The organism is Thioflexithrix psekupsensis (assembly GCF_002149925.1).
In the GTDB taxonomy this organism is placed as follows: Bacteria; Pseudomonadota; Gammaproteobacteria; order Beggiatoales; family Beggiatoaceae; genus Thioflexithrix; species Thioflexithrix psekupsensis.
In genome coordinates this window covers 42,099-56,745 of the sequence record NZ_MSLT01000006.1, presented here as the reverse complement: position 1 = coordinate 56,745, position 14,647 = coordinate 42,099, and the positions used below count along the sequence as shown (strand labels likewise).

13 protein-coding genes are annotated in these 14,647 nt (G+C 42.3%); 3 read left to right on the top strand and 10 right to left on the bottom strand.

Annotation, left to right across the window (positions count from 1 at the left end; translation table 11 throughout):
- Positions 1 to 148: 148 nt before the first annotated feature.
- The 5 genes from rfaD to rluB are packed head-to-tail and all read right to left on the bottom strand — an operon-like array spanning position 149 to position 5,917.
- A complete protein-coding gene (rfaD, locus tag TPSD3_RS01575) occupies positions 149 to 1,093 on the bottom strand; it encodes an ADP-glyceromanno-heptose 6-epimerase (protein WP_086486839.1) in 945 nt (314 codons plus the stop codon).
- Positions 1,090 to 2,520, bottom strand: a complete 1,431-nt coding sequence (gene hldE / locus TPSD3_RS01570) for a bifunctional D-glycero-beta-D-manno-heptose-7-phosphate kinase/D-glycero-beta-D-manno-heptose 1-phosphate adenylyltransferase HldE (protein ID WP_217884346.1) — start codon at positions 2,518 to 2,520, stop codon at positions 1,090 to 1,092. The genes rfaD and hldE overlap by 4 nt, the downstream gene beginning before the upstream one ends.
- Positions 2,521 to 2,535: 15 nt before the next feature.
- Entirely contained in the window at positions 2,536 to 3,423 is an 888-nt protein-coding gene (locus tag TPSD3_RS01565; RefSeq protein ID WP_086486837.1) for a class I SAM-dependent methyltransferase, read from the bottom strand.
- A gap of 2 nt (positions 3,424 to 3,425) precedes the next feature.
- Complete coding sequence (locus tag TPSD3_RS01560) at positions 3,426 to 5,006, bottom strand: peptide chain release factor 3 (RefSeq protein ID WP_245391500.1); 1,581 nt, start codon at positions 5,004 to 5,006, stop codon at positions 3,426 to 3,428.
- A 47-nt stretch (positions 5,007 to 5,053) separates the two neighbouring features.
- On the bottom strand, positions 5,054 to 5,917 hold the full coding sequence (gene rluB / locus TPSD3_RS01555; RefSeq protein WP_176329684.1) for a 23S rRNA pseudouridine(2605) synthase RluB: 864 nt from the start codon (positions 5,915 to 5,917) through the stop codon (positions 5,054 to 5,056).
- 263 nt (positions 5,918 to 6,180) lie between these two features.
- Between rluB and pheA the strand changes: the two genes are divergently transcribed.
- On the top strand, positions 6,181 to 7,281 hold the full coding sequence (gene pheA, locus TPSD3_RS01550; protein WP_086486835.1) for a prephenate dehydratase: 1,101 nt from the start codon (positions 6,181 to 6,183) through the stop codon (positions 7,279 to 7,281).
- 173 nt (positions 7,282 to 7,454) lie between these two features.
- On the opposite strand, the gene TPSD3_RS01545 is transcribed toward pheA, so the two are convergent.
- The 4 genes from TPSD3_RS01545 to TPSD3_RS01530 form a co-directional block, all read right to left on the bottom strand.
- Positions 7,455 to 9,326: an SLC13 family permease gene (locus TPSD3_RS01545; protein WP_217884345.1), complete on the bottom strand. Its 1,872-nt coding sequence runs from the start codon at positions 9,324 to 9,326 to the stop codon at positions 7,455 to 7,457.
- A gap of 255 nt (positions 9,327 to 9,581) precedes the next feature.
- On the bottom strand, positions 9,582 to 9,875 hold the full coding sequence (yhbY, locus tag TPSD3_RS01540) for a ribosome assembly RNA-binding protein YhbY (RefSeq protein WP_086486834.1): 294 nt from the start codon (positions 9,873 to 9,875) through the stop codon (positions 9,582 to 9,584).
- A 15-nt stretch (positions 9,876 to 9,890) separates the two neighbouring features.
- Positions 9,891 to 10,580 carry a lysozyme family protein gene (locus tag TPSD3_RS01535; RefSeq protein WP_086486833.1) on the bottom strand — a complete coding sequence of 230 codons (690 nt, stop codon included), beginning with the start codon at positions 10,578 to 10,580 and terminating at the stop codon, positions 9,891 to 9,893.
- A 45-nt stretch (positions 10,581 to 10,625) separates the two neighbouring features.
- Entirely contained in the window at positions 10,626 to 11,027 is a 402-nt protein-coding gene (locus tag TPSD3_RS01530) for a hypothetical protein (protein ID WP_176329683.1), read from the bottom strand.
- A gap of 221 nt (positions 11,028 to 11,248) precedes the next feature.
- On the opposite strand from TPSD3_RS01530, the gene TPSD3_RS01525 reads away from it, so the two are divergent.
- Together TPSD3_RS01525 and mshL are read left to right on the top strand one after the other, a co-directional pair.
- Positions 11,249 to 11,710, top strand: coding sequence for a hypothetical protein (locus TPSD3_RS01525; RefSeq protein WP_086486831.1), 462 nt, complete (start codon positions 11,249 to 11,251; stop codon positions 11,708 to 11,710).
- 168 nt (positions 11,711 to 11,878) lie between these two features.
- Positions 11,879 to 13,513, top strand: a complete 1,635-nt coding sequence (gene mshL, locus TPSD3_RS01520) for a pilus (MSHA type) biogenesis protein MshL (RefSeq protein WP_086486830.1) — start codon at positions 11,879 to 11,881, stop codon at positions 13,511 to 13,513.
- Here mshL and TPSD3_RS01515 read toward each other — a convergent pair.
- The gene (locus TPSD3_RS01515; protein ID WP_176329682.1) at positions 13,502 to 14,569 is read right to left on the bottom strand and encodes a PH domain-containing protein; all 1,068 of its coding nucleotides are present in this window, start codon (positions 14,567 to 14,569) and stop codon (positions 13,502 to 13,504) included. The genes mshL and TPSD3_RS01515 overlap by 12 nt on opposite strands.
- Positions 14,570 to 14,647 lie beyond the last annotated feature (78 nt).

Sequence of the window (14,647 nt, the reverse complement as noted above, 5' to 3'; positions counted from 1 at the left end):
ACATTTTTTGTCAGAATCAGAATTGACAGAATTTCTGAATGGTTAAAATGGGTCGCATTAAAAAAAATAACATTCAAGCAAAACGAACGCAATATCGAAAAAGAAATGATTTCTCCTAAAAGAATTTAGGGCTAAAATAAATCAAGCATCAATGTCGATTCAACCAATCCAAATAATCTTTTACTCCAATTTCTACCGAACGAAATGCCACATCACAGCCTAAATCCCGCACCGCCGACATATCCGCTTCAGTAAAACTTTGATAACGTCCCTGTAATGTTGCAGGAAAGGGGATATAGCGAATTTCACCGCGTCCATACCAAGCTAAAACCGCGTGTGCCACGTCATTAAAGGTTTGACTGCGCCCTGTTCCCGCATTAAAAATGCCTGAATGCTCAGAATGCGCAAAAAACCATAAAATTAATGCCACAACATCATCGACATAAACAAAATCTCGTCGTTGTTCTCCATTGCCATAACCGCCTGATCCCTCAAACAAATTCACATAACCTTGCGCTTGCACTTGACGATTAAAATGATACGCCACACTGGCCATGCTTCCCTTGTGTTGTTCATGTGGGCCATACACGTTGAAATAACGTAAACCCACCACAGGCGATTTAAATTCTTTTTGCCGTTGCCGCACGTATTGATCAAATAAAAATTTAGAATAGCCATAAACATTAAGCGGCAATTCGCATTCTCGTTGTTCTTTAAATTCCTGATGATTGCCATAAACCGAAGCACTAGACGCATACAATAATGGAATTTTATAATATAAACAATAATGCAAAACTTCTTTGGAATAATCGTAATTATTAGACATCATATACTGCCCATTCCATTCTGTCGTGCTTGAACAAGCTCCTTGATGGAAAAAGCCCGCTATTTTACCAAAATAATAACGCTGTTTTAAATGGTTTAAAAACACGTTTTTATCTTGATAATCAAGAATATCTAATGTGGCTAAATTAACACATTTTTCTCCTTGCGTTAAATTATCCACCACCAAAATATCACGAATTCCGCGATCATTTAATCCCTTAATTAAACGGCTACCAATAAATCCTGCGCCTCCAGTCACAATGATCATCGTTTATCTGCCTCTATTTCTCGCATTAATGTAGCCACCGCTGCGGTGGTAGAACAACCATCGACAAAACTTAATATTTGCACTTGACCGCCCTGATTTAAAACACAATCACTGCCTGCAATATCTTCAACTTTATAATCGCCACCTTTCACCAAAATATCAGGTTTAATTTCACAAATTAAATCGCGTGGCGTATCAGAAGAAAACGGAATCACCCAATCCACACAAGACAGCGCATTTAAAACCGCAATGCGTTGTTCTAAAGAATGAATTGGGCGATATTTGCCTTTTAATCGCCGCACGGAATGATCATCATTAATTGCCACAATTAAGCGATCTCCTAATTGCCGTGCTTGCGTCAAATACTGTACATGCCCTGCGTGCAAAATATCAAAACAACCATTGGTCAACACCACAATTTTGCCTTTTGCTTTCGCGGCGCGCACAGCCGCCGACAGCGCAGTGAGACTCAACTGATCGCCACGATGCGCATTAACCGCATAAGCCAATTCATCATAACCCACTGAACTTGCACCCAATTTTGTCACTGACAAGCCCGCGGCCACATTCGCCAACGCCGTTGCTTGCAACCAATCACAGCCCGTTGCCCGCGCCGCAGCCAGCACCGCAATAACTGTATCACCAGCCCCAGTTACATCAAACACATCATGCACATGCGCGGGCAAATGCACCGCAGAATGCTTTTCACGCAACAACGTCATGCCCTGTTCACTGCGGGTAATTAACAAGGCTTCTAAAGCCAATTCTTGGCGTAATTGTTCCCCTTTTCTCACCAAAGTTTCATCATCCGCACAAGTCCCAACAACGGCTTCAAATTCACTGCGATTAGGCGTTAAAATAGTCGCCCCTCGATATTTATAAAAATCAGTGCCTTTGGGATCAATAAAAATGGGTTTTTGCGCTTGTTTTGCGGCTTGAATAAAGGCTTGTGGATCGCTTAATGTACCTTTACCATAATCCGATAAAATAATCGCATTGGCATTGGAAAAATAATCAACACTTTGTTGTGCAATATGTTGCGATTGCTCAAGTGTAAAAGAGTGTTCAAAATCTAAACGAATTAATTGTTGATGCCGACTTAATACCCGTAATTTAGTAATCGTCGGTTGTTCAGCCAAACGAGTAAATTGGCAATCGACATAATGCGCCCGCAATTGTGTTTGAATAGTATCCCCATGCGCATCGTCGCCCACCAAGCCAATGAGCGTGGTTTGGGTTTGCAAAGCGGCCAAATTAAGCGCGACATTCGCCGCCCCCCCAGGACGCTCCATTTGCTGCTGAACATGCACCACAGGCACAGGAGCTTCTGGCGAAATCCGCGACGCATTGCCATACCAATAACGGTCTAACATCACATCGCCAATCACTAAAATATGTGCCGCATGAAAAGGAGGAAGTGTGGTCATGATAATAAACCATTTTTAACCATAAGGTTTCCGCGCATAAAAATAAGATAAAGGCGCACCTAAATAACCATAAAAACGTGACCAATATAAACATAATGCCGCCGATTCAAAACCAATCGCTTGCATCTGTTTTAAAAAGTCCCAACCGAAATCATGAAACACCAATGAACCTTCACTCGACATTGGATTGCCATGATATTGTGCGGGTAAATAATGGGTTAATTGACCCGCTTTATATTCAGCACGGCGCACGGTTTCTTCTGTCGTAATGTGAAAGGGAATCGTTAAAAATAATTCTCCCCCCGGTGCCAACACGCGAAAAATCTCCGCTAACGCCTGTTGTGGATCATTCACATGCTCTAATACATCGTTAGAAATCACGATATTTAACTGATCATTTGCAAAACTCAAGGCTTCTGCATTCTCGTGACGAATGCCATTAACAACCGTACCACTGGGATATTTTTCATCAATAAACTCACTGCCAATACACTGCGCATTGGGAAATAAACGCGCTAACATTTGATACAATGGGGTCACTTGTTCCATCGCATAAATGAAAGGTTTATTTGCCATCGCAGGGGAAATATGTTGTACCGCACATTTCACTTGATGCAATATGGCACGTTGTCGATTATTTAATTCACATTCACACACCAATCTTTCGCGCCAATTCGGGATAATAATCCCTTCTTCATTCGCTCCCGAACTAGAAATATGATCCACTTGAAATAAAGTAGGCTTTTCACACACTTTACAATAGCCATCTAAATGAAAAACGGCTTCATTTTGATAACGGCGGGCAATGGCCAATTCATATTGCGTTTGTTCGTAGAAATCGGAAGAATGCGTTAATTCATTTAAAAAATCTTGGCAGGTAGTAAAACGACGAATTTGCATCATGATTAATGCTCTCTGGTGGCGAGAAATTTAATTTTTGGCCAGCGTTCTTCCATTAAACTTAAATTAACTCGTGTGGGGGCAATATACGTTAAATTATCGGCATTATCTAAGGCGAGATTTTCAAAGGCTTTACGCTTAAATTCCTCTAACATTTTCTCGTCATCACAATAAATCCAACGCGCCGTCGCCACTTGTACCGATTCAAAACTACACTCTACGTTATACTCATTTTTCAATCGCCAACTCACCACATCAAATTGCAAAATACCCACCGCGCCCAAAATCAGATCATTATTCGCCAGCGGTCGAAATACCTGAGTCGCGCCTTCCTCACTCAATTGCAATAAACCCTTCAATAAGGCCTTCATTCGCAAGGGATCGCGCAGCCGCGCACGGCGAAAAATTTCGGGGGCAAAATAAGGAATGCCTGTAAATTTTAACACTTCACCTTGCGTAAAAGTGTCACCAATTTGAATCGTGCCATGATTATGTAGTCCAATAATATCGCCCGGCCACGCTTCTTCCACATGTTCACGTTCGCCCGCCATAAAAGTCAAGGCATTCGCAATCTGCACATCTCGATTTAAGCGCACATGACGCACTTTCATGCCCCGCTGATATTGTCCCGAACACACACGCAAAAAGGCAATGCGATCTCGGTGTGCAGGGTCCATATTCGCTTGAATTTTAAAGACAAAACCCGAAAACTGCTCTTCAGTCGGTTGCACTGCGCGATGTTCTGTTTCTCTCGCTTGTGGTGCAGGCGCGTAATCGACAAATTTATCCAATAATGCCCGAATGCCAAAATTATTAATGGCTGAACCAAAGAAAACAGGCGTTTGTTTTCCTGCTAAAAATTCATCCAAATGAAAAGGATGACTGGCACCTTGCACTAATTCCAATTCTTCTAACAATTGGTTTAAAGTAACGCTCCCCAATAAATGGATCAATTGCGGATCATCTAAAGTATAATTCTGCCCTTCATTCGCCACTTCATTATGACCTGATTGAAATAAAGTCACCTGACGAGTGGCTAAATGATAAACGCCACGAAAATGCTTACCCATGCCAATCGGCCACGTAATGGGCGCGCATTGAATTTTTAAAACCGTTTCAATTTCATCTAATAATTCAATCGGTTCTCGACCATCTCGATCTAGCTTATTAATAAACGTTAAAATAGGCGTATCGCGCAATCGACACACGTCTAATAATTTAATCGTCCGCTCTTCCACCCCTTTAGCCGAATCAATCACCATTAATGCGGAATCCACTGCGGTTAATGTGCGATAAGTGTCTTCGGAAAAATCCTCATGTCCAGGGGTATCTAATAAGTTAATAATCGCATCTCGATACGGAAATTGCATCACAGAAGAAGTGACAGAAATTCCCCGTTGTTTTTCTAACTCCATCCAGTCAGAAGTCGCATGGCGAGCGGCTTTACGACCTTTTACCGTCCCTGCCAACTGAATCGCACCACCGAATAATAATAATTTTTCAGTGACCGTGGTTTTTCCCGCATCGGGATGAGAAATAATCGCAAACGTTCGGCGTTTTGCGGTTTCTTGTTCAAGTAAAGTCATCGACATTGCAATCTAAAATTTTTGATAAAGAAAAGTAAGAAAAAAGATTAACGTTTGCGTGAGAAACGATTTAATGTAGCGGTTTTGGGTACGGCTTTAGACGCACGGGATCGTGTAGGAATTCGGCTGGTTTTAGGCACGACCACAGGCGCGAAAGGATCAGGCAAATTCACACTGGAATATAACGCCGAAGTTTCCGCTTCGGATAAGACTTGATGATGACCTTCGCGTAATCCTTTAGGTAAAACAAAATGACCATAACGAATGCGAATTAAACGGCTCACTTGCACCCCTTGGGCTTCCCACAATCGCCGCACTTCTCGCTTACGCCCTTCATTTAACACCACATGATACCAGTGATTTGCGCCTTGTCCGCCAGCGTCACTGACCCGCGCAAAACGCGCTATGCCATCTTCTAATAACACGCCTTTGGTCAAATTTCGTAGTGCTTCTTCGGTCACTTCACCCAAAACTCGTACTGCATATTCCCGCTCTAACGCATAAGAAGGGTGCATTAAACGATTCGCCAGCGTGCCATCGGTGGTCAATAACAACAGCCCAGAAGTATTAATATCTAAACGTCCTACACTAACCCATCGCCCTTGTGCCAAATGCGGTAAACGCTCAAAAACCGTCGGCCGCCCTTCGGGATCGTCGCGTGTACACACTTCGCCCACGGGTTTATGGTAACAAATCACCTGTTGTGTCACGGGCGACAGCACTCGCGCACTGAGTTTACGCCCATCGACTTCAATCTGATCCTCCGCGCCCACGCGCTGCCCTAGCGTGGCAACGACTTGATTCACCTTCACCCGTCCCTCTTGAATCCACAACTCAATCGTGCGCCGCGATCCTAAACCCGCCCGCGCCAATACTTTCTGCAATCTTTCCGTCACCTGAGAATCAACCATAACAAAATTACTCGTTTCTTTTAAAAAAAATCGACATCCATTTCCCACAAAAAATTAATTTCAATCCCATCCGTTTTGCGCCGTGATTATACGCCAATGGAATAAACGATGCCACCGACATTTACCGTGCGCCGATTGTGCGACTTGAGAAAGCCGTCGCCTCACCCAAAAATGGCTTTTGCAGCACGCATTGACCTGTCTTGTGTTAAAATAACGATAAAAGTGCTTTCCAAAAAAAGTCCCCAATGGATTGAAAACCACGCATGACTACACTTAATTTAGAAGAATTACGCAAACAAATTGACAACATTGATGAAAAAATTCAAACGTTGATCACCCAACGGGCTGAAATCGCCCAATCTGTCGCACGCGCCAAATACGCTCAAGAGGCGCAACCCAATTTTTACCGTCCAGAGCGCGAAGCCGATATTTTGCTGCGCGTGATTGAACGCAATCAGAAAAACCAGCCAAAAGTGCTACCTGATGAGTCTTTAACCCCTATTTTTCGAGAAATTATTTCGGCGTGTTTGTCTTTGCAAAAACCTTTAAAAGTCGCCTACTTAGGCCCACAAGGAACATATTCCCAAGCCGCAACCGCCAAGCATTTTGGTCACGGTGCGCACACTGTTCCCGTACAAACCATTGAAGAAGTATTTCGTGAAGTGGAAACCGACCGCGCCCAATACGGCGTTGTTCCTGTGGAAAATTCCACCGAAGGCGGAGTGAATCAAACTTTAGATTGTTTTATGTCCAGCGATTTAAAAATTTGCGGCGAAATTGAATTACCCATTCACCATTGCTTGCTCTCGCAGAGCGGCGACATCACACGGCTGGTGCGCGTGTATTCGCATCAACAATCACTGGCACAATGCCGATCTTGGTTGTCAGGCCATTTGCCCGCAGTTAATTGTATTGCGGTAAGCAGTAACGCAGAAGCCGCTCGCCGCGCCGCTGAAGAACCCGACACCGCCGCCATTGCAGGAATAACCGCCGCCGAGCGTTACCATTTACAAGTGGTGAAAGCGAATATTGAAGATTATCCCCAAAACACCACTCGTTTTGCGGTATTAGGTAAACATTTTGTGCCACGCACGGGACGCGATAAAAGTTCATTTCTCTTATCCGCAGCACAATCCAATCATTCGGGCGCGTTATTGCGTTTATTAAAACCTTTTTCGGATAACGGCTTAAATTTAACCCGTATTGAATCCCGACCTTCTCGGCAAAATTTATGGGAATATGTTTTTTTTATTGACTTAGATGGACATATTGAAGATGAAGCAGTAAAAACCGCATTAGATTTATTAACAACCCACGCTTCTTTAGTGAAACATTTAGGGTCTTATCCGCGAGCGATTGCGTGATAATAAAACGGTTAATTTGTCTGAATCAGAATTTACAGAATTTCTGAATTTTCAGAATTAAGAAATAAAGAATTTACCAAGAATAAATCACTTAAATTCTGGACATCCTAAAATTCTGTAAATTCTGATTCAGACGAAAGATATTTTTAGTGAATGACTAACTTTTCAAGCCATTAAAACACAACATTCAACATAATGAGCAGCATGGTTAAAAATAAAATCGTCATGCCCCCACCTGCCCGCATAAAGTCCTTAACCCGATAACCTCCTGGCCCCATTAATAACGCATTCACCTGATGCGTGGGAATAAAGAAAGAATTCGACGTTGCCAACGCCACAGTTAGCGCGAAAACCCGCGGATCAGCATCCGCTCCCACCGCAATATTTACCGCTAATGGCACTAATAAAACCGTCGCCGCCACATTCGACATTAATAACGTAAAAATCGTCGCTAAAACCGCTAATGCCGCTTGTAAAACCCAAGTCGGTACACCGCTTAATAAGCGCAGCGTTTCCTGCGCAATCCACGCGGCTGTTCCCGTGGTTTCTACCGCTAATCCCAAGGGCAATAAACTCGCTAATAAAAAGACTGATTTCCAATTCACCGCTCCATAGGCTTCGTCCATCTTTAACACGCCCGTTAAAATCATACCAATTGCGCCCACAAATAACGCTAAAGGTAATATCATATTGGTAAATAAAACTAAGCCTAATGTCAGCACTAAAAAGAATAAAGCAAAAATCGCTTTATGCGGCCGCAATTCTTCATGTGGATAATCCGTTGTCACCACAATAAAATCTTTATTGCTTTCTAAGGCTTTTAAATCTTGCCAACTGGTATGAACCACCAAAGTATCACCCGACTGTAACACCCAATGACGCAAATGATCTCGAAATGACTGATTACCACGATGCACGGCTAAGACATTTACGCCATAAGTTTTGCGCATTCGGATGTCTAATAATGTCTTACCAATGAGGTGCGAACTGGGGGGAATCACCAATTCCCCAATGCCCGCTTGCGTGTGTGACAGCGCGTCGGCAAGGGTAGGAAGTTGTTCTTGAACATTTAAGTGTTGTTTTTCTGCAAAAGCCAATAAATTCGCTTTTGTGCCTAAAATGGCTAACGTCGAGCCTTCCACAATCGGCACATCGCGTGCAGGAGAAATACGAGTATTGTCGCCTGTTTTCAACGCCACGGCGGCGATTTTGTGATCAGCTAAGTTTTCTAATTGTTCTACTGTAAGCTGGCAAATGGTGCTGTTTTTAGCCACGCTCACTTCAACAATATCCCCTTCTAAACCATAGGTTTGACGCAAATAATCCGCTGTATCTCCCGCACGAATTCCCGCACTTTGCGGATTCTCAGGTAACACATAATGCCCAGCTAAAATAAAGTAAGTGATCCCCGTGATCACCAAAACAATGCCTATCGGTGTGACATCAAACAACTCAAAGGTTTTCATCGGTTGCATGTCAGTCGGAAGCATTTTATTAGAATTTAAAATTAAATCATTCAACAAAATCAGTGGGCTAGAACCAATCATTGTCATTGTTCCCCCCAAAATCGCACAAAACCCCATCGGCATCAGTAAACGCGACATCGGTAAGCCCGTGCGATTGGCAATGCGACTGACCACAGGTAAAAATAACGCCGCCGCGCCCACATTCTGCATAAAACTAGAAATAAACGCCACCGTCCCAGAAATAAGCGGAATAATGCGTTTTTCTGTCGTTCCTCCAATTTTTACAATTTGTCCAGCCAAGCGTCCCATTAAGCCCGCTTTATCCAAACCCGCACCAATGATCATGACCGCAATAATCGACACGACAGCATTACTCGAAAAACCACTAAATAGGCTTTTTATTTCTAATAAATGCCCCCCCGTTAATTTCGGCCAGACATAAGAAATCATTCCCAATAAAACCATGATAGAAACCGCGGCAACATCCACGCGCACAATCTCAGAAATAAATAAGTACATGGTCAATGCTAAAATGCAAAGCACAATGACCATTTCTGTTGTTATTGTTAAATCGCCCACTTGATATCCTCTGCAATAATTTGATGTGAAAAAGAAGGGATTATTTTCATTGGCATTGGGTAAACATACGCCAAATGAGACCGCACATTCAGTACGGTTATTCCACTTTACGGCGATTTTTTGACTTTGTACAGATTATTAAATAAGCTAATGTTAATATAAAGATTTTCTGCGATTTTTCTTATTTTTCCCATAAAAAAAGACAACGCAGTGAGGCACTTTGTTGTCTTATTCCTCTTGTGCGGGCTTGAGCATTTAATGAGGCAATTGAATTTTAGGCTTTTTTGCGGGGCGATATAACACGGTAATTTTACCGATACGTTGAATGGTCTCCGCGTGACAATGGGCGCAAATTTCCTGCCCCAACAATTGCCGTTCCTCACGATCATCACTGGCAATGCTCACCTTGATTAATTCATGATGTGCCAACGCCTGATCCACTTCTGCTAATAGCGTTTCACTCACCCCTTTTTGTCCCACCATCACCACGGGTTTTAAATGGTGTGCTAACCCGCGCAAATAACGCACTTGTTCACTGTTTAATGGCATCGTATTAAATCCTTATTAACGCCAACCTTGTAATTGAAACCAACCCGAACGATTTAATACATCTTTGGAATAATCTTTACCGGTTGTATTGGCATCAATATCCAAACCTGCACTGTGCGCATTCCAAGCGGCCGTTGCACCGCCATTATAAGCGGCTAAAATACCACGCAATAATAATTCTTTAGGCAAACCTTTACGCGTTAAAAATGTTCTGGCTTGATCTAAAACTTGACAAGCATATAAAATGTTTTCTCTGGGATCATGCCATGCTCCCGTGCGAGCGAATTCGTGCCAGTCGTAATCAATCTGCATTAAACCACGACCATAACCGGGACCATCTGGCGGTTCTGGTGTGGTACGCGAACCACGCGGCGGTCGCCGCACAAAATCACCACGTCCCCCCGGCCCCTGCGGTTTTAACGCCAATCCCCAATGCGATTCCCGCGAACCAATGCCACATAATACAGCAGGCGGGAATTGGTAGCGGTTCGCCGCCAATTCAATAATGCCTTTATATTGCGATACTTCTTGTAATTGTCGCATCATAGTGGGATTATTTTGACTGAGATTTGTGGGAAAACGTCCCGGTATATCTTGTGATGGGGCGTTGGGTGGCGTATTGGGAACGGAAGGACCACTGGGCGCACTCAACGGATTGAAAATACGCCGAAAAAAATTAAACATCGAACTGCCGGGTTGTTCCATGATGGAATATCCTCCATGTGAAAGGTAGAATTTTAAAATAACGAATTATCGAATTGTACAGGTTAAACGGCCAGTTTGATAGGTTTCGACCCGTTGCGTGCCGTTCCAAATGCCTTCCTGACGTTTGCCGCTGCTGTCTGTGTAGATACCCACGCCTGACATTTTTCCTGCTTTAAATTGTCCACAAAACGTTGCCCCATTCGACCACGTATAAAGCCCCCAACCTTCGATCACCCCGGCGTTAAATTCGCCCTTGTAAGTGTCTGTGCCTTGTGCGACACCTTGGCCGTGGGCGCGGCGAAACGTATCGCATGCGCCCACATAACGCCCATTGACATACGGCTCCGCCACATAGCAGCCCTCATGGGTCGGCACTTTAGCACACGCACTCAACAGCGCGAGCAGCATCAGCAAAAAACTAAAACGCATTTTAAAAAATAATGACATATTTTTGATCCCCAGATAAAACAGTTCCATACTAAAACACTTCAGACAATACTGGCATAATGACAATAATTTTGCTAGAATTAAAAAGATTCATTTAACATCTATTGTTAATTACTCGCTTATTTTGCAATAGAATTGCAATAAATTATAACGAATGATATGTTTATTTTTAGAGTTTTCATTCTCTATTTTATTTTGGTGATTATGCTCAGGAATTCACAATGAAAATTATTATTGCTTTAGTCTTTTTTTTCTTTACTGGTTTAATCAACGTTTATGCGGTGACTCCGCAAGACGGTGTTTACGGTGGAGGCACGACGCAAGGTGAATCATTCACATTTGAAGTGGTTGGCGGTCAGGTTAAAAAAATACGTTTCCAATTAAAGCCCGCATGTATGGGGCTGAATTGGGGTTTAGGTACGACATTTAGACTGCGAACCAGTCCAGATGGAATGGTGATTTTTTCCCAATATGTTGATTTTGACGAAAATGGCAATTTTGCGGCCTTAACACCGGGGCGTAGTTTTCCACTGTATGGCTTTGGTCAGTTTGACACTCCCACGCATATTGCTGGTGAAATATGGCACGCCGTGACTTACTTCACGGGGAACGGTGGCGAAGCCACCACTTGTCTGAGTACTGATATTCGTTTTGAAGCCAATTATATTGGCCCTTTGCCCTAAAACAAAACAGGGGAGCAAAACAGATTTTAAATTCATTTTACTCCCCTTTTTTCTAAAAACAAATTCGATTAAAATACCGTAGAGATTCCTAGAATTTACACCATCTGTTTTTAGGCTTATCTTTAAAACAAATCACCTCTCCATTTCATCGTTTTCAATCGCACTTTCATGATATTGCTTGATCGCTTTTCCACCCGTTTGCGTGTGAGTTTATTGCTCGGCAGCGTTACCTTCTCGTTTGGATGTGCGCCCAAGCCGCCGCTTCATTCTCCGGGGCATTTAAGTCAACAGGAAATCCCTGCGCCTGCAACAGAAATACCGCCACCTGTTTTACACGTTCCTTTGTTGCCGCCGCCAGAACCTGTCACCGTACCCGAACAGTATACTATTGTGGTCGATAATGTGCCGATTGAAAAACTACTGTTTGCCCTAGCCCGCGAAGCAAAGTATAACATTGATATTCATCCCGATGTAACAGGCAACATCAGCCTAAACGCACTGAATCAAACGCTGGTGCAGATTTTAGAGCGACTCTCACAGCAACTGGATATGGTGTATGAAGTGAGTGATAATTACATTAAAATTTTCCCTGATAAACCTATTTTTCGTGTTTATTCTGTCGGTTACGTCAACATGGCGCGAGAAAGCACCAGCGAAGTCAGCGTAGCGACTCAAGTGGCAAAAACTGGCAGTGTCAATGTCACTGAAGGCAGCGGCGGGTCATTAGAAGGCAATAATTCTACCACCACCATTAAAAATCAAGCGACTCATGATTTATGGGGACGCTTAACGCAAAATATTAAAGCCATTTTATTACAAAATTCTGTGACCACCGCGGCTAATGTAGAAAATCATATTGTTATCAATCCAGAAAGCGGCACCATTAGCGTATTGGCTACGCGTAAACAACACGAAGACATTAGCCGATTTTTAGATAAAGTGGTGGACAGTGTAAAAAGACAAGTTTTAATTGAAGCCACCGTGGCTGAGGTGCGTTTAAATGATCAGTATCAAGCGGGAATTGATTGGCAACGAATTGATGGTGATTTTACTTATCTTCAACAAAACATTGCGGCGGCATTATCAGGCGCACCTTTTTACGCCATTCAATACCAAAATAAAAACAGTAAAATTGGCGATATTTCTGCCAGTGTAAAAATGCTGGAACAATTTGGCTCGGTGAAAGTGTTATCGAGTCCTAAATTAATGGTATTAAATAATCAAACCGCGATATTAAAAGTGGTGGATAATTTAGTTTATTTCACCATTAAAGTGGAAGTGGCTGAGGCTTCTTTAGTCAGTGGTGCGAGACGAGTGACTTATGAGACGCAAGTCAACACCGTCCCCGTAGGATTGGTGATGGCGGTCACGCCTCAAATTGGTGGTGATGACGTGGTGACATTAAATATTCGCCCGACTATTTCCAGAGTATTAGGCTTTAAAAAAGACCCTAATCCTGAATTGGCTGAAGCTAATGTGATCAGTGAAATTCCTGAGATTCAAGTGCGAGAAATTGAGTCTATATTAAAGGTCAATCACCAAGATATTGCCGTGATTGGGGGGTTAATGCAAGACAATATGGAAAAACAAACCGCGGGTGTCCCCGTGTTGTCTAAACTGCCATGGGTGGGCGATTTATTCAGCTATCGCAATGATCAATATACTAAAACGGAATTAGTGATTTTCTTACGTCCTGTGGTGGTCAAAACGGCCAGTTTAAACGGTGATTTGCAAGATTTTCAACGCTATTTACCCAATGTACAATCGCCTGAATCTTACGCACCAACAGGCTTATTGCCTTAATTCAGAAACGGCTAACATTTCCCATAACAATTGCCGTATTTTCTTGGGCTGCATTAAATGGGGAAAATAAAGTCTAGTTCCTCCCACGCCAATTACAGTAAATTCGCCATAATTTAATAATCGTCCTAATAAACTGCTTTGAATAGAAATGCTGTCTAATTGCGGCATTTTTAATTCAACTTCCGTGCGCCAAATAATCCCTTTTCTCAAAATCAAACGACGAGAAGTAATTAAAAATTGAGTGCTTAATTGCGTCAAAATCACTTCTAATAAAATTAAAATCCCAATCATAAATAATAATAAAATACCCAAAGTCCAAATAGAAATAGGATTTAAAAATTCTATCCAAGTCGCAGGTAAAAATCGGTTGATCATATCAGGAAAAATGACACTGACCATAGGACTGGTTTGGTGCAATTCATAAGAATCAGTATAAAGAAAATAACCCGCAATCACCGTTAAAAATAAACCCCAAAAATCAAAGATAAATAAAGGATGAATATAAGCCCGTTTTAATAATTTTTCATCAGGCAATAAATTATCTTTTTTCGTTTGCGCTAAGGGAATGGGTAAAGTAATAATACGCACAGGGGATTCATCCAACACGGGCGCATTCTGTTGCACAGCTTGAATCGGTGGCGACTCCTCAGCGACGGATTCACTCGATTTTTCCATTTTAGCCAAATGATTTTTTAAAGCTTCGGTCTTATCGGATAAATGATTTAAAATTTGATCTAACGTGTGTTGGCCAAGTTTTTTAATTTGTTCTAATTTATCTAAAACGCTCGCGTTAATTTTCGTTTCTAAATGCTGTTCTTCTAAAGAAATATCATAAGCATTACGACGATAAGGACTTGATAAAATTTTATAAGCATCTTGCACTTCATCAAGCCACAGTTGGGCTTGTGGATTTTGTTCAATTTGTGCTTGATAAAGCGTGATCAATTGCTCTGCGGCTTTCTGAATATCAGCATCAGTGGCATCATGAGGCACTTTCAGCACATCATATAAATTTCTCTCGGCCGTAATTGGTTGCAATACCAGTGGCGATTTCATGCACATAACCCTCTTTATGGTAAGAAAAAAACAACGAGGAATAATGTTATTTTTAATCTAACATTATTCCTCTTAATG